Source organism: Nitrospira sp. (assembly GCA_030692565.1).
In the GTDB taxonomy this organism is placed as follows: domain Bacteria; phylum Nitrospirota; class Nitrospiria; order Nitrospirales; family Nitrospiraceae; genus Nitrospira_D.
Map to the genome: position 1 here is coordinate 348,671 of JAUYAO010000058.1, position 21,233 is coordinate 369,903.

Genomic DNA, 21,233 nt, shown 5'->3' on the forward strand with positions numbered 1-21,233 from the left:
AAGGAGGGCATCATGGCCACAGACACGACAACCACAAAATCTGTACTCGGTGTCTATCAGCCCGGATCTGCGCACATGGTCGGCGATGGATTTCCTGTGAGGAATGTATTTCCGAGCAACGACCTCGATCGAGCGGTCGATCCGTTTCTCATGCTCGACTATGCGGGGCCGCAGTACTTCCCGCCCACGGACTATCCGCGCGGCGTGGGAGAACATCCGCATCGGGGATTTGAAACGGTGACGATTGTGTATGAAGGTGTGCTGGCGCATCGTGACTCGACCGGCAGCGGCGGCGTCATTGGTCCCGGCGATGTGCAATGGATGACGGCGGCATCCGGCATCGTCCATGAGGAGTTTCACGAGAAGGCCTTTGCGAAGAAGGGCGGCACGCTCCATGCCATTCAGTTGTGGGTGAATCTGCCGCGCGCGTCGAAAATGTCGGCGCCGGGCTACCAGACGATTCTGAACGCGGATATTCCGGTCGTTGATCTGGATGGTCGCGGGACGTTGCGAGTAATCGCCGGATCGTTTCTCGGACAGAAAGGCCCGGCGCGCACGTTCACGGCGATTCAATTGTATGACGTGCAGGTGAAAGCGGGAGGTCGTGCATCGTTGACGGTGCCTGATGGGGACAACATCTCGATCTTTGTGTTGCAGGGCCGTGCCTCGGTGAATGGGTCCCGCGAAGCCGGTGAAGCCGAACTCATCGTCTGTGAGCGGAACGGCTCGCAAATCACGATCGATGCGAGGGCGGACAGCCGGCTGCTGGTCATGAGCGGCACACCAATCGATGAACCGATCGCCCGCTATGGTCCGTTCGTCATGAATACGCGAGAGGAACTGGTTCAGGCTGCGCGGGACTATCAGGCCGGCAAGATGGGACATTTGGCAGGACGCTGAAAAATCCCGCCAGCGTCGTTCTCGCCTCGAAAGCATCCTCAACGTAGCCAGGGGCTACGCCTCCGGTGCTTCCGTCGGCTGCGGCCTTGCTGAACGGCCTTTTTGAGCATCCTGCGGGATAGAGTAGTAAAGGAATGCATGATGCACATCGACATCTACTCCGACGTCGTCTGTCCCTGGTGCTATGTCGGGAAACGGCGACTGGAACGAGCGCTAACGGAGTTCGGCGGAGACGCACGAATAGCCTGGCGACCGTTCCAGTTGAATCCGACGATGCCGAAGGACGGGATGGATCGAACGGCCTATCTCGAAGCCAAGTTCGGAAGCTTGGATGCATTCCGGCAGATGGAAGAACATGTGCTGGCGGCCGGAGCGTCGGAGCGAATTCTGTTTGCGTTTGAAAAGATCGCGCGGACCCCGAATACCTTCCTGGCGCATCGACTGATTTGGTTTGCCGAACGGGAAGGATGCCAGGACGCGGTTGTCGATTCGCTGTTCCGTGGTTACTTCGAGGACGGAGCGGATATCGGATCGATCGCCACGCTTGTCCAACTTGCCACGCAAGCCGGATTACACAGAGAAATCGTGGAACGGTTTCTCCAGAGCGATGAAGGTATAGCAGAGGTGAAGGCGGAAGAAGCGACTGGCCACAAGCTCGGCATTCGCGGCGTCCCCTATTTCATCCTCGATGGAACCTATGCAATCTCGGGAGCACAACCGGTGGACACCTTTGTGTTGGCTTTGAAGCGGCTGCCGGCGGACCGCGCTGAACGAAAGGCAGGTGTGTGATGGCGGTACAAGTCTATGGATGCAACCACATCGTGATTGAAGTGACCGATGTGAAGAAGGCGGTGAAGTTTTATTCGGATGTATTCGGTCTGAAGATGCTCCGAGGCGGTGAAGGCGCGGCCTGGTGCAAGCTGGGCGAACATCAGTTCATGGCGATCTTCGAAGTGGACACGTTGCAGCCGGATCGCATGAAGCATTTCGGCCTCATGGTTCGGGACGAGCAACAGATCAAGGACGTGCGGAAGAAGCTGCTCAACAAGTACAAACTGAAGCCAGCGTCCGACTTGCGGTGCGATTTTCGCGATCCCTGGGGAAACCGCTTTCAAGTCGGCGACCTGAGCGACGAATCGCTCGTGTGGCTCCTCCCCTATCAGGAAGTACAGAAGGCCGGGATTACATTCACCGGCAAATCGAACAAAGAGAAGAGGTCATGAGCACAGCCAATTTACAACAGCGGCTGACGGATCTATGAGGTCATATCCGTTAGGGCACAGTCACTCATGAGACCTCACCACGAGGGAGCCTGTTATGCCGGACACACAATGGACAGATATTGGCAGCGTCGAAGAGCTGAGGAAGAGGCCGTTACAAGGCGTCTCTTGCGGGAAGACGAACATCGCACTGACGTATAAAGACGGCGCGTTTTCGGCCATCTCAGGAATTTGCAATCATGTCGGTGGTCCGTTGGGTGAAGGCACCCTCGACGGCGACTATGTCGTCTGTCCCTGGCACTACTGGAAATTTCATCGCCAGAACGGTCAGGGAGAACCGGGCTACGAACAGGATCAGGTTCCGGCCTATGCGACTAAAGTGGAGAACGGCCGGCTCTTCATCGATGTGTCGTCGGCGACGAAACGAAAGAAGCAGAAGCACGAGCCTCATCCGCTCGCACGCCCGGTGGTGCGCCAGGCCGGCCCGATCCGTGTCGTGGGGATCTCGACGACGGCCATGACAACGGAGCATCCACGGTACAGCACATCCGATGCGATGTTAGAGGTCGCGCTGGACCATGCTCGGAATGCGCTAACGCTGGAGACGCAATGTATCAAGCTCAGCGAATTGAACTTTCGTTCCTGTGAAGGATTCTATTCCAAATCGGCCCAGGCCTGTACCTGGCCCTGCTCGATCACGCAGATGGATCCGACGGACCAGCTCGATCGTGTGTACGAAGCGATCGTGCATTGGGCCGATGTCATTCTCATTTCAACCCCAATCCGCTGGGGCAACGCCAGTAGCCTCTACTACAAGATGGTCGAGCGGATGAACTGTATCCAGAATCAGGAAACTATCGCGAATAAACACCTGCTCAAAAACAAAGTGGCGGCATTCATCATCATGGGCGGCCAAGATAATGTCCAAGGCGTAGCCGGACAGCTCATGACGTTTTTTGCCGAAGTCGGCTGCCAGTTCCCGCAGTTTCCGTTTATCGCGCATTCGAGGGGCTGGAGTGCCGAGGACATGGAACGGAATGTCAAAGAGGTACAGAGCAGCCAGGCACTTCGGAAAGGGGCGCAAGAACTCGTTGTACGCGCGGTGGATTTGGCGAAGCTCATGATCGGCGGTCAGCTTCCTGAACATCCGCTTGCCCGCGGCGGGAGGAAGGCCCATCAGCTCGATAGTGAGCCGACCGGGTAGGTCATTAACAGAAGCAGAATGTACAAATCGTATCTCCTGTCTGTGGGGTGCAGGAATGAAAGCGCACTATCTTGGCCATGTCGTGTTCTACGTGAAGGATTTGCAGCGGTCGCTCGCTTTCTATCGCGACCTGTTGGGTTTCAAGGAGGTCGGGAGGATTTTTAACGGTGCTGCCGCAGCACTGTCTTCCGGGCGAACCCATCATGAGCTGCTGTTGATTCAGGTGGGCGATGCGCCCGGTCCTGCCACAGGCCGGCGTCGAGGTCTCTATCACATCGGTATCAAGGTGGGAGATAGCCTGGATGAGTTGCGCGTGGCGAAGCAGGAACTGGAAGAAGCCGGCGTGACGATCGACGGCATGAGCGATCACACGGTCAGCCAGAGTTTGTATCTGCGCGATCCCGATGGAAACGAAGTCGAAGTGTATGTCGACGTGGATGAGTCTGTGTGGAAGAACGATCCGGGAGCGGTTGTGTCCCCGATCAAGCCGCTCTATTTATAATTTCACGAGGAGGGTGAGCGCATGGAAGAGCCAGTCATCGCTGCGAAGCAACCGGCGGTCTTGTCGTTGGAACCGGGCACGTATTATTGGTGCCAGTGCGGGCGCTCGACGAACCAACCGTTTTGCGACGGGTCGCACAAGGGCACCGAATTCACGCCGCTGGAGTTTACGACGACTGAGAAGAAGCAGGTGGCGTTGTGCCAGTGTAAGCACACGAAGAAGCCGCCGTTCTGCGATGGGTCGCACAAGGCGCTCTGATGCCGTCGGGCCGTCTTCTATTCGGGTTGTCGTTTCCAGCGATTGTGCAGCCAGAGCCAGCTTTCTGGATAGCGACGGATCACTTGTTCGAATTGCGTGGTCATGACCTGCGTGTAGATCTGGATCCGTGCAGCGGGATCTTCGACCGGTGGAAAGACCACGGGCTCAAACACGAGGCGAAAGCGCTCCCCGTTTCGGACGAGATAGGCAAACATGACTGGCGCGCCGGTGCGGATGTGCAACAGTGCCGGCAGCGTCGTCGAGGAGGCAGGGCGGCCGAAGAAGTCGACGAAGACGCCGCCGCTCGACAAGCTCTGGTCGATCAATATGCCGATGATGCCCTTGTTCTTGAGACATTTAAGTGAGGCCTTCACGGCGTCTTTCGGGAGGATGATATTCAACCCGCTGGCGGTGCGCTTTTCATAGACCCAACGATCGACCGAAGCGTTGTGGACCGGGCGGGCGATGACCGTCATGTTTCCGAAGACGCGCTGCACCAGTGCGCCGGTGAGTTCCCAGTTCGTGAAATGGGCGGTCAGGCCGACGATGCCCTTGCCTTCCTTGATGGCGGCATCGACGTACTCCCGTCCCTCGACCTCGACCAAACGGTCGATGGAACCGTCGGTAAAGTTGGACACGCGGGAAAATTCGACGGCGAGCCTGCCGAGGTTGCGCCAGACTGCCCGAGCAATCTGTGCACGTTCACGGTCAGATTTTTCCGGGAAGGCCAGAGCCAGATTGCGCAGCACGAGGTCGCGCCGCTTCGTGATGACATGTGAAACGCCGACACTGAGCTGTTCGCCTAATCCAATGGCCCAGGAGCGTGGCAGAACATGAAAGAGCAGGTCGGCAAAGCGCACAAGCGCATACTCAAAGGCTTTTTTCATCTTAGGAGCGCACCTACTCCTCGCACGGTCTTGGTAAAGCGGGCCGATTGCCTGAGGGCCAAGAATAGGTGAGTCTAAGGGCTTCCGCAATCGTAAAGATCGCATGCCGGCCTACGGCATTGAGGTGGTAGAGAAACAGGAGAGGGAACGGGTAGACTGACTCCCAGCGACTCTGTAGGTAGGGGACCTTCAATATGAATGTTTCTGCTCCATCACCCATATTTGTCCGATTCATCGTCCTGGCGGTTATCTCATCGTGGATCATGGTTTCCGGCTGCAAGCAGGACGCCGGTTCAGCGCCGGCGCCGCCGGTGGCCCAGGTCGAGGTCATCACCGTGATGACACAAACCATTCCCGATGAACCGGAATTCATCGGCCAGGCGGAAGCTTCCCGCCCGGTCGAGATCCGCTCTCAGGTTACCGGCTTGCTCAAAGCGGTGCTCTACCCTGAAGGTCGGGACGTCAAAAAAGGGAGCCGGCTGTATCAGATCGATCCGGTGCCGTTCCAGGCGGCGGCCGCCAGTGCAAAGGCCAAGATCGCTCAGGCAGAGGCCAAGCTGGTGCAGGCGAAACAGGATCTGGAGCGGGTGAAACCGCTGCTTGCCGAACAAGCCGTCAGCCAGAAAGATGTCGACGATGCCGTGGCGCAGGAGCTCTCGGCGAAAGCCGCCCTTCAAGGCGCCAAGGCGGATCTCATCAAGTCGCAGTTCGATTTGGACAACACGCTCATTACGGCGCCCATCAGCGGACTGATCGAACGGAGCCGCTACTACGAAGGACGGCTGGTGTCGGCGCAAACCGATTTGTTGACGGTGGTCCATCGCGTCGATCCGATGTTCGTGGTGGTGAATGTGCCGGAGAATTTCATCTTGAAGCGGCGGCGCGACATCGAGTCCAAGAAGATTCACCATCCGGGCGTGTATCAACTGCGGGGCCGCCTTACGATGATGGATGACACGGCCTATCCCCATGAGGGCGTGTTGGATCTGCTCGAGCCAGGGTTGCGAAGCGAGACCGGTTCCCGCCAGACCCGGATCACATTTCCTAATCCGGACCGCACCTTGCTGCCGGGCCAGTTCGTGAAGGTCCGCTTTACGGGAGACACGAAGACGGATGCCATCCTGATCCCGCAACGAGCCGTGCTGCAAGGTCCGCAAGGGCCCTTCGTCTATGTGGTGGGTCCCGAGGAAAAGGTGCAGATTCGCGACGTTGTCGCCTCCACGTGGAAAGGCGATCAATGGATGATCGATGGCGGGTTGAAGGCCGGAGACCGTGTCGTGGTCAACGGCCTGATGACGATCGGACCCGGCGCGCCCGTAAAGGCAGTTCCGTGGAAGTCGACGGCGGTGCCGGTGGCGGATCCTGTTCCCTCCACTCCCAAACAAGGATAAATCGTGACATCGCACGTCTTTATCGACCGGCCGATCCTTGCGTCGGTGGTCTCCATCGTCATTGTCGTCATGGGCCTGCTCGCCCTGCAGTTTCTGCCGGTTGCGCAGTTTCCTGAAATCACGCCGCCGGTTGTCCAGATCGATGCCGACTATCCTGGCGCCAGCGCGGAGGTGGCCGCCGAAGCCGTCGCCCGTCCGATTGAGGTCACTCTTCCCGGCATCGACAATCTGCTCTATTTCGAGTCGACCAGCAGCAATGACGGTCATGTGACTATCAAGCTGACCTTTGAGATCGGGACGGATCCCGACATCGCCCAGGTGCAAACCCAGAACCGGGAAAAGCTGGCGGAACCGCAGCTGCCGACGGAAGTGATCCGGCAGGGCGTGTCCGTCAAGAAAATGTCTCCCGACCTGGTGGCGGTCATCGTGCTGAAGTCCACCGACCCCCGCCACGATGCGGTGTTTCTCTCGAATTATGCGACGTTGCGTGTGGTCGACGATCTGAAGCGGGTCAGGGGCGTGGGCGACGCGTTGGTGTTCGGCCAGCAGAATTACAGCATGCGGGTCATTCTCAATCCGCCGCAGATGGCGAAGCTGGGCCTGATTCCGAGCGACATCGCCGCGATCATCCGCGAACAGAGTCGCGATTACCCCGCCGGGACCATTGGGCGGGAACCGGCGCCGAAAGGCACGGAGCTGACGATCCCGATCATTTCCAAAGGCCGGCTGACCGATGTGAAGGATTTCGAGGAACTCATCGTGCGCGCCCTGCAGGACGGCTCGACGGTGCGGCTCAAAGACGTCGCCCGCATCGAGCTGGGCGCGCAATCGTATTCGCTGGAGGGCCGCTGGAACAGCACACCCACGACCTTTATTCTGACCTTTCTTTCGCCGGGGGCCAACGCCCTGGACACGATCCGTAGCGCGCGCGCGAAGATGGACGAGCTGACCAAGAATTTCCCGCCCGGCGTGTCCTACGACATTCCCTATGACACGACGCGGTTTATCGAGGTGTCGATCAAGGAAGTGGTCAAGACGCTGGCGGAGGCCATGGTGCTGGTCGTGCTCGTGGTCTATGTGTTTCTCCAGAGCTGGCGCGCCACGATCATTCCGACCGTCGCCGTGCCGGTGTCACTGATCGGCACCTTTATCGGGCTCTATGCGTTGGGCTTTTCCATCAATACCATCACGCTCTTCGGGATGGTACTGGCCATCGGAATCGTGGTGGACGATGCGATCGTCGTGGTCGAGAACGTCGAGCGCCACATGCGCGAAGACCGTGTCTCGGCGAAGGTGGCTGCTAAGCGGGCGATGAGCGAAGTCACCTCCCCGATCATTGCGATCGTGCTGGTGCTGGTGTCGGTCTTTGTGCCGGTCGGTTTTGTCGGCGGAATTACCGGCGCGCTCTATAAACAGTTCGCCGCGACGATCGCCATCTCCGTGACCGTGTCAGGATTTGTCGCGCTGACGCTGAGCCCGGCGTTATGCGCCATGGTGCTCCTCCCGCAGCATGAAGCGCGCGGCGGCTTCTGGGCTTTCTTCGATCGCAACTTCGGGCGTACGCAGCGGGGATTTTCCAGGATTGTGGGCTCGTTCCTGGCGAGACCGGTCCTCGTCATGCTGCTCTTCGGCGTATTGCTGGTCGTCTCGACGGGGCTGTTCAAGGCGTTGCCCAAAAGCTTTCTTCCGGAAGAGGATCAGGGCTATTTCATTGTGGTGGCGCAGTTGCCGGACGGCGCGTCGAAGCAGCGGACCGATGCGGTGCTCGAACGGATCGAGCGCTATTTCCAAGCGAATCCGGCGGTCCACTCAACCGATGCCTTGTCCGGCCAGAACTTTGTGTTCGGCACGCGCGGGCCGAATGCGGCGACGATGTTTGTGCCGCTCGTGCTCTGGGACGAGCGCCCCGAGCCGCAGAATCATGCGAAGGCGCTGGTGGGTGCGGCCTACGCCGAGTTCGCAAAAATTCCCGAAGCGCTGATCCTGGCCTTCAATGCGCCGGCCATTCGCGGCGTGGGGGCGGTCGGGGGATTCTCCGCGCAGCTGCAAGATCCTAACAGCGGGGACTTTAAGAAGTTCGCCGCGGTGGCCCAGCAGTTCGTCGAACGGGCGCAGAAGGAACCGGCGATCGGCCGGGTCGGGACGAATTTCCGTGTCTCCTCTCCCCGGCTGTATGTGAACGTCAATCGGGAACGGGCGAAGGCCCTGGGGATTCCGATCTCGGATATCTTCGACACGTTGCAGGCCTACTTCGGCAATTTCTACATCAACGACTTTGTGAAATTCGGCCGGGTGTATCATGTGCAGACCGAAGCCGAAGCCGAGTATCGCGCCACGCCCCAGGATTTGTCGAAGATCTATGTGCGTGCGCAAACACCGCAAGGCACGAATATGATCACGCTCGATACGGTCGTGACGACGGAGTATCAGAGCGGGCCGGATCCGGTGAATCATTTCAACGGCTACAATACGGCGCTGGTATTGGGTGCGGCGGCTCCGGGTTTCAGTTCGGGCCAGGCGCTCGAAGCGCTGGATCGGGTCGGCAAGGAGATCCTGGTTCCGCAGGGCTACTCGATCGACTACAGCAATATTTCGTTTCAGGAGCGACGAGTGGGGGGGCAGTCCGGCGTGGTCTTCGCGGTCGGACTGCTGATGGTATTTCTGGTCTTGGCCGCGCAGTTCGAGAGCTGGGTCGTTCCCTTTGCCGTGATTCTGGCCGTGCCGTTCGCCATCTTCGGCGCGCTCACCGCTGTCTTTCTGCGCGGGTTTGAAAACGACATTTATTTCCAGATCGGGCTGGTGACCTTGATCGGGCTCTCGGCCAAAAACGCGATCCTGATCGTCGAGTTTGCCAACACGCGCTATGAAGCGGGCCGTCCGTTGATCGAGGCGGCCATGGAAGCGGCGAAGCTCAGGTTCCGTCCGATCATCATGACCTCGATGGCGTTTATCTTCGGAATGATTCCCCTGGTCGTGGCGAGAGGCGCCGGTGCGTCGAGCCGCCAGTCGATCGGCACGGGCGTCATGGGCGGCATGCTCGCGGCGACGTTCCTGGCGATCTTTTTCGTGCCGCTGTTTTACGTGGTGACCCGCCGGTTGACCCAGCGCCGGGCATCCCAAGAAGCGGCGCTGGAATCACCACCCGTGTCTCCTTCATCGGAGGATGAGTCCTATCATGCGTAAGCCACTGGCTCTTGGCCTCTCGTTGCTGTTCGCGTCGTGCGCGGTCGGGCCGGATTATGAGCGGCCCAAGACGGATGCCGGCGATACCTTCCGGATGGCGGAAACTCCGGCCGATGCGCCGTCGTTGGCGAACCTACCCTGGTGGGAACTGTTGAAGGACGACCAGCTGCAGGGACTGATCAAGATGGCGCTGGCTGAAAATAAAGACCTGCAAAAAGCTGTGGCTACCGTCGAAGAGTTCCAGGCTCGCGCGCTCATTGCCCGGTCCGATTTTCTGCCGGGGATCACCGCGTCAGGCAATGCGCCGAACCTCGGCCGCAAGACGATCTTTTTGTTCCCCGGCTTCGCCAACCCGTTCAACTACTATCTCCAAGGCAATCTCTCCTGGGAGCTCGATATCTGGGGGCGTATCCGTCGATCCAACGAAGCGGCCCGCGCGGATCTCCTTTCCAAAGAAGAGAACCGGCGCGCGGTGGTCTTGCAGCTGGTGAGCGGGGTGGCCGAGAGCTACTTCAATCTGCTGCAGTTCGACGATCAGCTCGATACTGCGAAGCGGACCCTGCATTCATGGGAAGAATCGGTGCGCATCGCCCAGGCCCGGCTCAAGCAAGGGATGACGTCCCGATTGGACACGGATCAATTCGAAGCGGAGCGGGCCAACGCGGCGGCGCGGGCGGCGGAACTCGAACGGCAGATGGTCCAGGCGGAAAATCAATTGAGCGTGCTGCTTGGCCGTAAACCGTTTGCGATTCCTCGCGGCCGTTTGTTGAATGATCAGATGGTGCCGCCGGCGGTGCCTGCCGGACTTCCCTCCGATCTGCTGCAGCGGCGACCAGATCTGCTTGACGCGGAGCAGCAATTGGCGGCGGCCACCGCCCGTATCGGCGCGGCGAAGGCCGAACGATTTCCGAAGATCTCTCTGACGGGGCTGCTGGGTGCCGCGAGTCCCCAACTCTCGAAGTTGTTTACCGATCCGGCCTCCTTCGGGGTCGGAGGGATGGGGTTTGCGGCGCCGCTGTTGAGTGGGCCGGTGCTCGGATTTCAGCAGGAAGCGATCGAGGCTCAGGCACGGCAAGCGCTGGCCCAGTACGAGAAGACGGTGCTCACGGCGTTTCGCGAAGTCGAGGATTCTCTCGTCGCGGTGCGTACGACACGGGTGCAGAGCGAGGCGCAGATGCAGCAGGTGGCGGCGTTGCAGTCGGCGCTGAAGCTGGCGGAGCTGCGCTATAAAGGCGGCCTGGCCAACTACCTCGATGTGTTGGTATCCCGAAGAAATCTGTTCGAGGCCGAGCTGGCCTTGACCGGAACGCGCCGGTTGCACGTCGTGTCGGTCGTGCAATTGTATAAGGCGCTAGGCGGCGGATGGTCGCCTGAAATGGACCGGAAGGCGGAGCCTCACAAAGGATAACGAGATGGATAAACCGGTTGAGACGCGGCTTCCTCTCCACGACCTGCTGAAACGGCGATGGAGCCCGCGCGCATTTTCTGAACAGGCGGTGGGGCGGGATCAGCTTCACGCGCTTTTTGAAGCGGCCCGCTGGGCGCCGTCATCCAGCAATGAACAGCCCTGGCGATTCATCGTGGCAACCAAAGAGGAGTTGGCGGACTATGATCGGCTTCTGGGCTGTCTGATGGAGGGCAATCGCAAGTGGGCCTATCGCGCTCCCGTGCTGATGCTGTCCGTGGCGCGGATGGCTTTTGAAGAGGATGGACGCCCCAATCGCCATGCTTTCCACGATGTCGGGCTGGCGTCGGAGAATCTTCTGTTGCAAGCGACGGCGCTCGGGCTCGTCGCGCATCCCATGGCGGGTTTCGACGTTGAGCGGGCGCGGGCCGAACTCAAGATTCCGTCCGGCTACGAGCCGGTCGCCATGATTGCGGTGGGCTACCCCGGCGAGCTGAGCGTCCTGCCAGACTATCTGCAACAGCGGGAGTTGAAGCCGAGAGAACGGAAGCCGACGGCTGAGATTACCTTTTCAGGACAGTGGGGCCGTTCCCTTCCGTCCCTGCCGGTGTAAGAGAACCTGTCGATGACTTCCCTGAATGGAAAGGTGGCAATCGTCACCGGCGCATCGAGCGGAATCGGTCGGGCCATCGCAGAGCGGCTTGCGGCGGACGGGGCGCTCGTCGTGGTGAACTATCTCCGGAGCGAGAGCAAGGCGTGCGCGGTGGTCGCGGGCATTCAGGGCAAGGGCGGGAAAGCGGTCGCAGTGCAAGCCGACATGAGCGTGGTGGCCGAGGCGCGCCGGTTGGTTACGGACACGATGGCGCAGTTCAGCCGGGTGGATATCCTCGTCAACAATGCCGGGAAGTTCGTGCCGAAATCCCTGCTCGATACAACGGAAGCGGACCTTGATGCGCTCATGGCCTTGCATGCGAAGGGCCCCTACTTTGCGATGCAGGAAGCGGCCAGAGTCATGCGCGACCAGGGGCGTATCGTGAATATTTCCAGTGCGGGGACGAAGCTGCACTACTACGGAGCCACAGCCTATCTCGGAAGCCGGGGCGCGCTCGAACAATTCACGCAGGGAATCGCGCAGGAACTGGCCCCGCGCGGGATCACGGTGAATACGGTGGCGCCTGGTTTCACGGACACGGGGATTTTGACCGAACCCTATCGGCAGATGGGGATACAGCTATCGCCGTTCAAGCGATTGGGTACACCTGAGGATATTGCCGAGGTCGTCGCATTTCTTGTCAGTGAGCAGGCCCGGTGGGTAACGGGGCAGACGATTCAAGCCGGCGGCGGCATTGTCATGTGACAGAAGGAGGCATGTATGGCGGATAAGAAAATTATTGCAGTGGTTGGTGCGACTGGTGCACAGGGTGGCGGGTTGGTGAGAGCGATCGTGAACGATCCGGGCAGCGGATTCGTGGCTCGTGCCATCACGCGCGATGTGAATTCGGAAAAGGCCAAGGCCTTGGCGAAGCTCGGGGCCGACGTGGTGGCGGCGAATCTCGACGATTCAGACAGCCTGGCACGCGCCTTTGCCGGCGCTTATGGCGTGTTCTGCCTGACGAATTTCTGGGAGCACTTCTCGCCGGAAAAAGAGTATGCCCAGGTCAAGGCGCAGGCGACGGCGGCCAAGAAGGCGGGCGTGCAACATGCCGTCTGGTCGACGCTGGAGGATACACGCAAGTGGGTGCCGCTGACGGACAATCGCATGCCCACGCTGATGGGCAAGTATAAGGTTCCGCATTTCGATGCGAAGGGGGAAGCCGATCAGGAGTTTACGAAGCTCGGCGTGCCGACCACGTTTCTCCTCACGTCGTTCTACTGGGACAATATGATTTCGTTCGGGATGGGTCCTAAGAAGGGACCGGATGGCACGCTGGCCTTTACGCTTCCAATGGGCGATAAAAAGTTGCCCGGGATCGCTGCAGAAGACATCGGCAAGTGCGCATTCGGGATTTTCAAGAAAGGCCATGAATATATCGGGAAGACCGTGGCCATCGCCGGTGAGCACTTGACCGGAGCCGAGATGGCTGCGGCTATGACCAAGACGTTGGGTCAGCCGGTGCGGTACAACGTGGTGACGCCCGAGCAGTATCGGGCGTTCGGGTTTCCCGGCGCCGATGATCTCGGCAACATGTTTCAGTTCAAGCACGATTTTAACGAGGCGTTTTGTGGACCACGGAATCCCGCCGTGGCGCGGAGTCTGAATCCCGCGCTGCTGACGTTTGAGGCGTGGCTCGCACAGAACAAGAACCGCATTCCCCTAACCTAACGACGATCTGACAAAGGAGTGAGCATGGCACGGCAGAATGTTTCCACCGGCGGTCCCTGGGAAGCCACGATCGGGTATTCACGCGCCGTGCGTGTCGGTGCCCATGTGCAGGTGTCGGGAACGACGGCGATGACGCCCGGCGGCCTGGTGGGCAAGGGTGATCCCTATGCGCAGACGATTCAGACGTTCAAGACCATCGAGGCGGCGTTGCGCCAAGCCGGGGTGTCGCTCGCCGATGTCGTGCGGACCAGAATTTATATGGCCAATATCGATCAGTGGCAGGAGGTCGGCCGGGCGCACGGAGAAGTCTTCGGGAATATCCGGCCCGCGACGACAATGGTGGAAGTGAAGCGGTTGATCGATCCGGATATGTTGGTCGAGATCGAGGCGGAAGCGATCGCGCCGCACTAGTTAGCCGTCCCAGGCGACGAGGGCTCATTGCCTATGCAGGGATCAGCCTCAGCCATCCGGCATCTCTCCAGCGTGGATCCGGTGATGCGCCGGTTGATTCGCGAGGTGGGGCCGTTTGCTCTGATTCCGAGAGTACGGCGTACTCCCTTTGAGTCCCTGGCCCGGGCGATTGCGTTTCAACAGCTTCATGAAAAGGCGGCCGAAAGCATTCTGAAGCGGTTCATCGCACTCTTTCCCGGCCGGCGGTTTCCCCGGCCAGCCGAACTGCTCACGGCCCATGCCGATGCCATTCGCGGCGCGGGATTTTCAGGCGCAAAGGTTCTGGCACTGCGCGATCTGGCGGCCAGGACACTCGATGGGACGGTCCCGACCGGCCGTGAGATCAAGACGCTCGACGATGAGGCGATTGTCGAACGGCTTGTCGAGGTGCGAGGGGTCGGACGCTGGACGGTCGAGATGCTGCTGATCTTCCAGCTGGGCCGGCCGGATGTCTTGCCGGTCGACGACTTTGGTGTGCGCAACGGGTTTCGCGTCGCCTATCGCCGACGCAGGATGCCGGCGCCGAAAGAAGTCTTGCGGTATGGCGAGAGATGGAAGCCGTATCGAACAGCGGCGGCCTGGTATTTGTGGCGCGCTGCCGATCGGACGAAACAGGAGACGACGCTACTGTGAAGGGAGCTCATGAAATTGACCGGCATCTACGAGTGGATTGATCGCAACATTCTTTCCCTGGGTCGTGAGATGCGGCTGTCCTATCTTCCGCCGCTCATGGTCTATATGGCGTACGGGATCTCCGGTCTGACGGGGATCGTCGGCACGTTCTTTGTCAAAGACTACTTAGGGCTGTCGGCGTCGTTTCTCGCTGCGCTCGGATTCTGGGCCGGCATTCCCTGGGCACTCAAGATGCCCATCGGGCATACGGTGGATCTCTTGTGGCGCTGGAAGAGCTGGCTCGTCGGTCTCGGGGCGGGCTTGCTGGCTGTCAGTCTCGGGATCATGGCCGCGCTGATCGGCAATCGTGAGGCGATGACGGCGATGCTCCCGGCGGAAGTCTGGTTTGTGATCAGTGCGCTTCTTTCGCCCATCGGATATGTCATCCAGGATGCAGTGGCGGATGCGATGACGGTCGAGGCAGTGCCGCGCGTCGATGAGAAGGGCCAGCTGTTTGACGAGCCGACGCGCAAGCTCATGCACACGACGATGCAGACGCTCGGGCGGGTGGCCATTGTGGGCGGGGGCATTGTGGTGGCGATGATCAATGTCTATGTATTCAGCGGGACGGAGGGGTTGCCGCAGGCGGAGCTGGTTCGACTGTACAAGCAAGTGTATCTGATGGCGTTGGCGATTCCCTTCGTGTCAGTGCTCGGCGTCGGCGTCGCCTGGGTGCTGCAGCGACGGCATAAGGCCGCGCTGGTTCAGGAAGGCTTCTCGCCTGCGCAGGCTACAGAGATGGTGAATGTCCGGGGTGACGGGAGTGAGGCGACGACGCCCAATTGGTGGATTCTCGGGGGGAGTCTGGTCTTTGCACTCTTTACCGTCACGGTCGGATTGGGCGGATTCCCCTACAGTGAAGAAATCGTGTTTGCCGGCTCTATGGCCATTGTCTTGTTCCTGATGGCGAAGCTGGTGCGTGAGCTGGAGCCGGATAAGCGATACACGCTGGTCGGGACCGCGATGGTCGTCTTCATCTTCCGCGCGATTCCGGGAACCGGGCCTGGGGCGACGTGGTGGATGATCGATGATCTGAAGTTCGATCAGCAGTTTTTGTCGATCCTCTCGCTGATCGGGAGTACGTTGACGCTGGCCGGCATGTTTATCTTTCGGCGGTTCATGGCCGAGCGATCTATCGCCTATGTGGTGGGGTTTCTGACGGTGATCGGGACGGTGCTCACGCTGCCGGTGGTGAGCATGTATTACGGTTTGCACGAATGGACCGCGCGGATGACGGGCGGATTCGTCGATGCGCGCTTCATTGCTTTGATCGATACGGCGTTGGAATCGCCGCTCGGGCAGATTTCCATGATTCCGATGCTGGCCTGGATTGCCAACTCAGCGCCGGCGAATTTGAAAGCTACCTTCTTTGCCGTTATGGCTTCGTTCACGAACCTGGCGCTGTCCTTGAGCCAGCTCGGGACCAAGTACTTGAACGATGCCTATGTGGTGACGCGAGAGGTGAAGGATGTCGCCACCGGCGCGATCCAAATACCCGCCGACTATAGCCACCTCGGTTCACTGCTCATTGTGCAATTGTTGTTAGGATTAGCCCTGCCCTTGGCCGCAATCGTTTTTGCGAAGGTGACGCGGTTTAAAAGCGCGTGACGGTCTCGCTTTTACCCACATGGTCAATAAGAGTCTGAGCTACTTGCCTGGTAAAATGCTGGTTGACCGACATTCCCTACTGGACTATAAGATTAATCATTGACTTCCCTTATTTTTGGCGAGGTCTCATGGATTTGTTTTCTGGCATCCCTACTCAACCTCGAATTGACCATCTCACGCTTTCTCTTAGCGAAGCAGATACCTCATCCCCCCTTGCAGTGAGCTCACAGCAAGAAATATTTGTTCCGCCTGTAACTTGTTATGCCGCACATGCTGCGACTGACAACGAATCACTGGTCAAGCTCGTTTCCAGTATTTTCAATGAAAGCTTTGGGTTTAGGCCAGACGGTAGGCCTTATCGAATGGGGCCGAAATCAATCACAGAACGCTTATTAGAGACGGATTATCTTCTTGTGGCCGGAGACGACCGGTCTGGTATTGGTTATCTTTTTGGGAAGGAAATACCGTCGTCTCAAGGCAGGATTGCCTGGATTGAATCTATGGCTGTTCTGCCGTTGTATCGAAGGAGTGGAGTGGCGACTTCACTAGTTCGAAGATTTTGTTCGCTAACGAAAATGGCTCCTCGCTTTGGATTCGCAACCCCAAATCCTATTGCGGCTCTGATTGCGACTAGGGAAGTGCAAGGTAAGGCATACATTGGGTCATGCTATCCGCCATATGCGCTGCGCTTGTTGCTCAAGGAGATCCGTCAAAATTGTTTCGACTTGCGCGGGTGTCACATTGACGAGGACCACTTCAGAATCAGGACCGGCTTTAGCCCACTGTCCCGATCAGACCAGAGGGAGTGGTGTCCGCGAAGAAATACCCCTGAGCCGCCCTGGTGGACAAGTCTTCAGCATCTACCCAATGAGTTTGAAGCCCTCCTTGTCATTGAAAAATAGGCTTGTCATAGGGCGCGTCGCTCTTTTCCCTCTCTCACCAGTCGTGACCAATTGAAAGATTTATCGGCGTATCAATTTTACTCGTATCCTGGGCCTGGCGCGTCGGAGAGCGATCACCTTGTGAAAGGGATCTCGACCGTATTTAGCCATAGTTTCGGCGAGAATCCAAAGACAAGGAAACCGTACCGGCTCGGCCCCAAAACAACCCGAGAAAGACTATCGAGCACAAACCATTTGTTCGCGGCTCAGGCTTCAGAAGAGATGGTGGGTTATCTCTATTCTCGGACACTCGATTCTGGCTCAGGTCCCATTGCGTGGATCGACTCATTAGCGGTTTTACCACTTCATAGACGGAGAGGAATAGCGACACGACTCGTCGAAGACTTTATCTCTAAAGTGTCAGGGTGTCGGTGGGTTGGCTGTGCGACACCAAATCCTGTCGCGGCTTTTGTCATTACCAGAGCAGTGAGAGGCACAACGTATGTTGAAGGATCTCACCCTCCCCAAGAAATCATTTCCATGATCGAGGACATTAGGCCGAAGTGTCCTGACTTACGAGGGACCGATTTCAATCCAACGCGCCTCCTGGTAAAAACCCAATTCACTCCAGTGAAGAGCGAAGATACAACGGAATGGAAGCCACCACATCCGAGCGAACCACCACCCTGGTGGGCTTCATTGGAAAATCTTCCTGACGATTACGAGGCACTGATCATCATTGATCGTGGAGCCCTAAATGATTAGGTCTTGCCGTCGTTGGCAATATCGGTCTCCGGGTGAATAGAAACGATTGACAGGCTGTGGAGCTTCTGGCTACTGTCCTGCGCGACCGACGTAAGAGTCCTTCTTCTATAGCTACCTACTTTCGTCTGATATGGCCAAGCGCAAGGAATCGAGGGTGTTTTCCTTATGGCCAAAGGATCTGATTCCATGAGCGGTGCAGATATCGGCGTAAACGCAATTATTGTTGAGCAGGGGAAGATACTCGATTTCATCGATGGGAAGACCCAACGTTTCGAGACTCCAGAAGAATATGTTCGTCAGGAAATAGCTAAGTCGCTTGTCCGCGAGTACGGCTACGCTAAGGTAGATATTGAGGTAGAGTTCACGTTACGTATTGGTACCCGCAAGCCTCGTGCTGATCTTGTTATCTTGCCGCCTGAAACCGAACACGAACAAGAAAACGCTCACATGATTGTTGAGTGCAAGGCTCCGACGGTGAAGTCTGCCGACAAAAAAGACGGCGTCGGACAGCTCCAGAGCTATATGGCCGCATGCCCTAATGTTCAGTACGGTATGTGGACCAATGGCATGGAGCGATTCTGCTACCGACGCATAGTCAAAGGTGGAAAGGTTACGGTAGAGGAAGTTCCTGATGTGCCAGGGTTTGGCCGCGAGGGTGACGAGGCCGAGCGCCCGCGCTTTGATCAACTCAAGCCTGCCACATCTGATGCGCTCTTGTTCGCGTTCCGCCGCTGCCACAATTATATCGCGGGGAATCAAGGACTCCAGAAGCCCCAGGCATTTTGGGAACTGCTGAAGCTCATCTTTTGTAAGATCCACGACGAGCGACATAATGACGAAGTGGAATTTTATACCGCCGCGAATGAGCGACATGGCGTTAATGGCCCGCTCAAAGTCCAAAAACGGATCGAAGGGCTGTTCAGCCAGGTCAAGGACGACTATCCGACCATCTTCAAGAAATCAGAGAGCATAGAGCTCAAGCCCATTGTACTTGCATACTTAGTGACGCAGCTTCAGATGTATTCTCTGCTGGAGAGCGACATTGATGTGAAGGGGCGAGCTTATGAAGAAATTGTCGGTTCCAACCTCAGGGGCGACCGAGGTGAGTTCTTCACCCCTCGCAATATTTGCAGGATGGCGGTCGGGATGTTGGATCCTGGAGAGAAACAGTTGATCCTTGATCCCGCATGTGGAACAGGTGGCTTTCTCATAACAGCCATGAACCATGTTATCGAAAAAATTCGCACCGCGGAAATGGCTAAGTGGGGTAACAAGGTCGAGCGAGCGGAAAAGGCTGCAAAGGACCGTATCAAGAAATACGCCGAGCAATCTATCACCGGGATAGACTTTAATCCCGAGTTAGTAAAAGCCTCAAAGATGAATATGGTGATGAACAATGACGGAGCAGGCGGGTTGTTTCAAGCAAACTCGCTGGAAGCTCCGGTGACATGGGATTCCGATCTTCGAAAGATTGATCTCATGGGGAACGTGGATCTCCTGTTTACAAACCCACCATTTGGATCAAAAATCCCTGTGACCGACCCGGCGATTCTTGAGAAGTACGACCTTGGCCACACCTGGTCCTACGACAAAGTCACCGATCGATGGAACAAGACCGGGGCCGTTCAGAAATCGCAGCCGCCCGAGATTTTGTTCATAGAACGATGCGTTAGATTTTTAAAGCCTGGGACGGGGCGAGCGGCAATCGTTCTGCCAGACGGCATACTTGGCTCGCCTGGTCTCGGCTACGTGAGAGAGTGGATATTGCGAAATACGAGAATTCTTGCGAGCGTGGATCTGCATCCTGATACATTCCAGCCCTTCGTGAGCATCCAGACAAGTGTCCTTGTGCTTCAGCGCAAGACTGACGAATTGATCGCTGTTGAAAAAGCTGCTGGTCGGATCAACGACTACTCAGTCTTTATGGCGGTTGCCAATCATGTCGGACATGATAAGCGCGGAAACACCACGTACGTTCGTGACCGCAAGGGCAACGAGATCGTCGAAGAACTCGAGGAACAGATCAAGGAATGGGAAGAAGGAACCCCGATCTACCGACAACAAACGACCCGACGTAAAATCGTTGATGACAACACCCTCCAGATCGCCCAGGAATTCCGCAAGTGGCTTTCCGAGCAAGACTAGTCGCACCACCCCCGAAACCAAAACAGACATGGCCTTGGCATGCGCTCAAGCATGCCAGTGTGAGGGTGAATCAACTCCTTGCTGGTGATCGGCGGATGGAGGCCGAAACGTATCTGTCGTCTGGATTTGGTATCCGACTGGCAATTGAAGGCAAAGCCAAGGGCTGGACCCGCTTTAGCAAACTTGCCAGGGTCTGGATGCCTGGGCGCTTGAAGGGTATCCAGGTCAGCCGTGATTTTGGAACGCCTTTTCTTGCCGCCACGCAGGCATACGACATTCGGCCAATTCCGCGTAAGTGGCTAGCTCTCTCACGCACTGCCGATGCTGCGAACCGTTTTGTTCAGCCTGGCATGATTCTCGTTACATGTTCCGGATCAGTCGGTCGCGCCACGCTTGCATATGCGCCGCATGAAAACACCCTAATTTCGCACGACCTACTGCGCGTGGAAGCACTTGATCAGAGGGATAAGGGTTGGCTTTACGCCTATCTGCACTCCCCACAGGTGCGAGCCATGACCGTCGGTGCCCACTACGGCCACATTATTAAGCATCTCGAAACCTCCCACTTGGAAGCGCTACCAATTCCAACTGTGGACGATTCGACTGCCGCAGACTTTTCCAGCCGTGTCGCTCGCATCCTCGAGCTTCGCAATGCGGGCTACCGTCTGACGATGGAGGCCGAAGCCCGCTTTGAAAAAGCATTGGGTCCACTGAAAGTCAGTGACTGGGGAGAAAAGGGCTTCACGGTCAAGGCTTCAAAAGCATTTCTTGGTGGCCGGCGCCGATTCGATGCATCTGTTCACAATCCGGGCGTCATAACGATTCGCCGCCACCTCGCGAAGAACGCGGAAGGTTTTACTACCCTTGTCAAAGAGGGGTATTGTGTTTGGGTTCCAGGACGTTACAAGCGAGTTCCTGCACAAGACGGCGTCATCTACCGTGATAGCGCGGATCTGCTAGAGGTCTCTCCTGATTTGACAAAAAGGTTTGCAGATTGTCGCTTTGGTGACGACTTTTTTGGGCGCGTCAAGAGCGGGTGGATTCTCATGCCATGCTCAGGTCAGGTCTATGGCATTATCGGGACAGCAATATTGGCTACGGAGGCTCTAGACAACCAAGTCGTCTCAAATCACGTCATCCGTGTTGCCCCAGAAAAAGACAATGGTATACGTATTGGCTATGTTGTGACCGCACTTTCTCATCCGCAATGGGGCCGCCCTGTTGTGAAGGCTCTCGCATTTGGTTCGAGCGTCCCGGAGATTGAAAGTGAGGATCTCGCAAACCTTGAATTTGTACGCCTCAAGCCATCTGAAGAATCTGTCATCGCCGATCTTGCTGAAGCATCCGCTAAGGCCAGGGCATCAGCCGATGTGCTTGAACGTGAAATAGCACAGGATGCAGGCAAAATCATCGAACGATTCATCTCATAATCACAGGCC

The 21,233-nt window shown here is 57.6% G+C and carries 18 protein-coding genes; 17 read left to right on the plus strand and 1 reads right to left on the minus strand.

All coding sequences use genetic code 11. The features are described from left to right. Positions 1 to 12: 12 nt before the first annotated feature. The 6 genes from Q8N04_18425 to Q8N04_18450 all read left to right on the plus strand — a co-directional run bounded on the left by Q8N04_18425 (position 13) and on the right by Q8N04_18450 (position 4,084). Positions 13 to 900, plus strand: a complete 888-nt coding sequence (locus Q8N04_18425; GenBank protein ID MDP3092657.1) for a pirin family protein — start codon at positions 13 to 15, stop codon at positions 898 to 900. A gap of 138 nt (positions 901 to 1,038) precedes the next feature. Further along, a complete protein-coding gene (locus Q8N04_18430; GenBank protein ID MDP3092658.1) occupies positions 1,039 to 1,689 on the plus strand; it encodes a DsbA family oxidoreductase in 651 nt (216 codons plus the stop codon). After that, positions 1,689 to 2,123: a VOC family protein gene (locus Q8N04_18435; protein MDP3092659.1), complete on the plus strand. Its 435-nt coding sequence runs from the start codon at positions 1,689 to 1,691 to the stop codon at positions 2,121 to 2,123. Before Q8N04_18430 ends, Q8N04_18435 begins: the two co-directional genes overlap by 1 nt. A 94-nt stretch (positions 2,124 to 2,217) precedes the next feature. Then, positions 2,218 to 3,324 carry an NAD(P)H-dependent oxidoreductase gene (locus tag Q8N04_18440; GenBank protein MDP3092660.1) on the plus strand — a complete coding sequence of 369 codons (1,107 nt, stop codon included), beginning with the start codon at positions 2,218 to 2,220 and terminating at the stop codon, positions 3,322 to 3,324. A 55-nt stretch (positions 3,325 to 3,379) separates the two neighbouring features. Continuing rightward, positions 3,380 to 3,826, plus strand: a complete 447-nt coding sequence (locus Q8N04_18445) for a VOC family protein (GenBank protein ID MDP3092661.1) — start codon at positions 3,380 to 3,382, stop codon at positions 3,824 to 3,826. Between the two features lie 21 nt (positions 3,827 to 3,847). Next, positions 3,848 to 4,084: a CDGSH iron-sulfur domain-containing protein gene (locus Q8N04_18450; GenBank protein MDP3092662.1), complete on the plus strand. Its 237-nt coding sequence runs from the start codon at positions 3,848 to 3,850 to the stop codon at positions 4,082 to 4,084. A gap of 17 nt (positions 4,085 to 4,101) precedes the next feature. Here Q8N04_18450 and Q8N04_18455 read toward each other — a convergent pair whose 3' ends face one another. After that, positions 4,102 to 4,971, minus strand: coding sequence for a lysophospholipid acyltransferase family protein (locus Q8N04_18455; protein MDP3092663.1), 870 nt, complete (start codon positions 4,969 to 4,971; stop codon positions 4,102 to 4,104). A 194-nt stretch (positions 4,972 to 5,165) separates the two neighbouring features. On the opposite strand from Q8N04_18455, the gene Q8N04_18460 reads away from it, so the two are divergent. The 11 genes from Q8N04_18460 (at position 5,166) to Q8N04_18510 (ending at position 21,224) form a co-directional block, all read left to right on the plus strand. Beyond that, positions 5,166 to 6,362, plus strand: a complete 1,197-nt coding sequence (locus Q8N04_18460; GenBank protein MDP3092664.1) for an efflux RND transporter periplasmic adaptor subunit — start codon at positions 5,166 to 5,168, stop codon at positions 6,360 to 6,362. A gap of 3 nt (positions 6,363 to 6,365) precedes the next feature. Further along, positions 6,366 to 9,545: a multidrug efflux RND transporter permease subunit gene (locus tag Q8N04_18465; GenBank protein ID MDP3092665.1), complete on the plus strand. Its 3,180-nt coding sequence runs from the start codon at positions 6,366 to 6,368 to the stop codon at positions 9,543 to 9,545. Continuing rightward, a complete protein-coding gene (locus Q8N04_18470; GenBank protein MDP3092666.1) occupies positions 9,538 to 10,953 on the plus strand; it encodes an efflux transporter outer membrane subunit in 1,416 nt (471 codons plus the stop codon). The genes Q8N04_18465 and Q8N04_18470 overlap by 8 nt, the downstream gene beginning before the upstream one ends. 4 nt (positions 10,954 to 10,957) lie before the next feature. Further along, positions 10,958 to 11,563, plus strand: coding sequence for a nitroreductase family protein (locus Q8N04_18475; protein ID MDP3092667.1), 606 nt, complete (start codon positions 10,958 to 10,960; stop codon positions 11,561 to 11,563). Positions 11,564 to 11,575: 12 nt separating this feature from the next. After that, positions 11,576 to 12,307 (plus strand): glucose 1-dehydrogenase, encoded by a 732-nt coding sequence (locus Q8N04_18480; protein ID MDP3092668.1) that lies wholly within the window; start codon positions 11,576 to 11,578, stop codon positions 12,305 to 12,307. A gap of 15 nt (positions 12,308 to 12,322) precedes the next feature. Continuing rightward, positions 12,323 to 13,273: an NmrA/HSCARG family protein gene (locus tag Q8N04_18485; GenBank protein ID MDP3092669.1), complete on the plus strand. Its 951-nt coding sequence runs from the start codon at positions 12,323 to 12,325 to the stop codon at positions 13,271 to 13,273. Positions 13,274 to 13,297: 24 nt separating this feature from the next. Then, positions 13,298 to 13,684, plus strand: a complete 387-nt coding sequence (locus Q8N04_18490) for a RidA family protein (GenBank protein MDP3092670.1) — start codon at positions 13,298 to 13,300, stop codon at positions 13,682 to 13,684. A gap of 33 nt (positions 13,685 to 13,717) precedes the next feature. After that, the gene (locus tag Q8N04_18495; GenBank protein MDP3092671.1) at positions 13,718 to 14,356 is read left to right on the plus strand and encodes a DNA-3-methyladenine glycosylase 2 family protein; all 639 of its coding nucleotides are present in this window, start codon (positions 13,718 to 13,720) and stop codon (positions 14,354 to 14,356) included. 9 nt (positions 14,357 to 14,365) lie between these two features. Continuing rightward, positions 14,366 to 16,003, plus strand: coding sequence for a hypothetical protein (locus Q8N04_18500; GenBank protein ID MDP3092672.1), 1,638 nt, complete (start codon positions 14,366 to 14,368; stop codon positions 16,001 to 16,003). Positions 16,004 to 17,835: 1,832 nt separating this feature from the next. Further along, positions 17,836 to 19,794: an N-6 DNA methylase gene (locus Q8N04_18505; GenBank protein MDP3092673.1), complete on the plus strand. Its 1,959-nt coding sequence runs from the start codon at positions 17,836 to 17,838 to the stop codon at positions 19,792 to 19,794. A gap of 95 nt (positions 19,795 to 19,889) precedes the next feature. Continuing rightward, positions 19,890 to 21,224, plus strand: a complete 1,335-nt coding sequence (locus Q8N04_18510; GenBank protein ID MDP3092674.1) for a hypothetical protein — start codon at positions 19,890 to 19,892, stop codon at positions 21,222 to 21,224. The last annotated feature ends 9 nt before the right edge of the window (positions 21,225 to 21,233 follow it).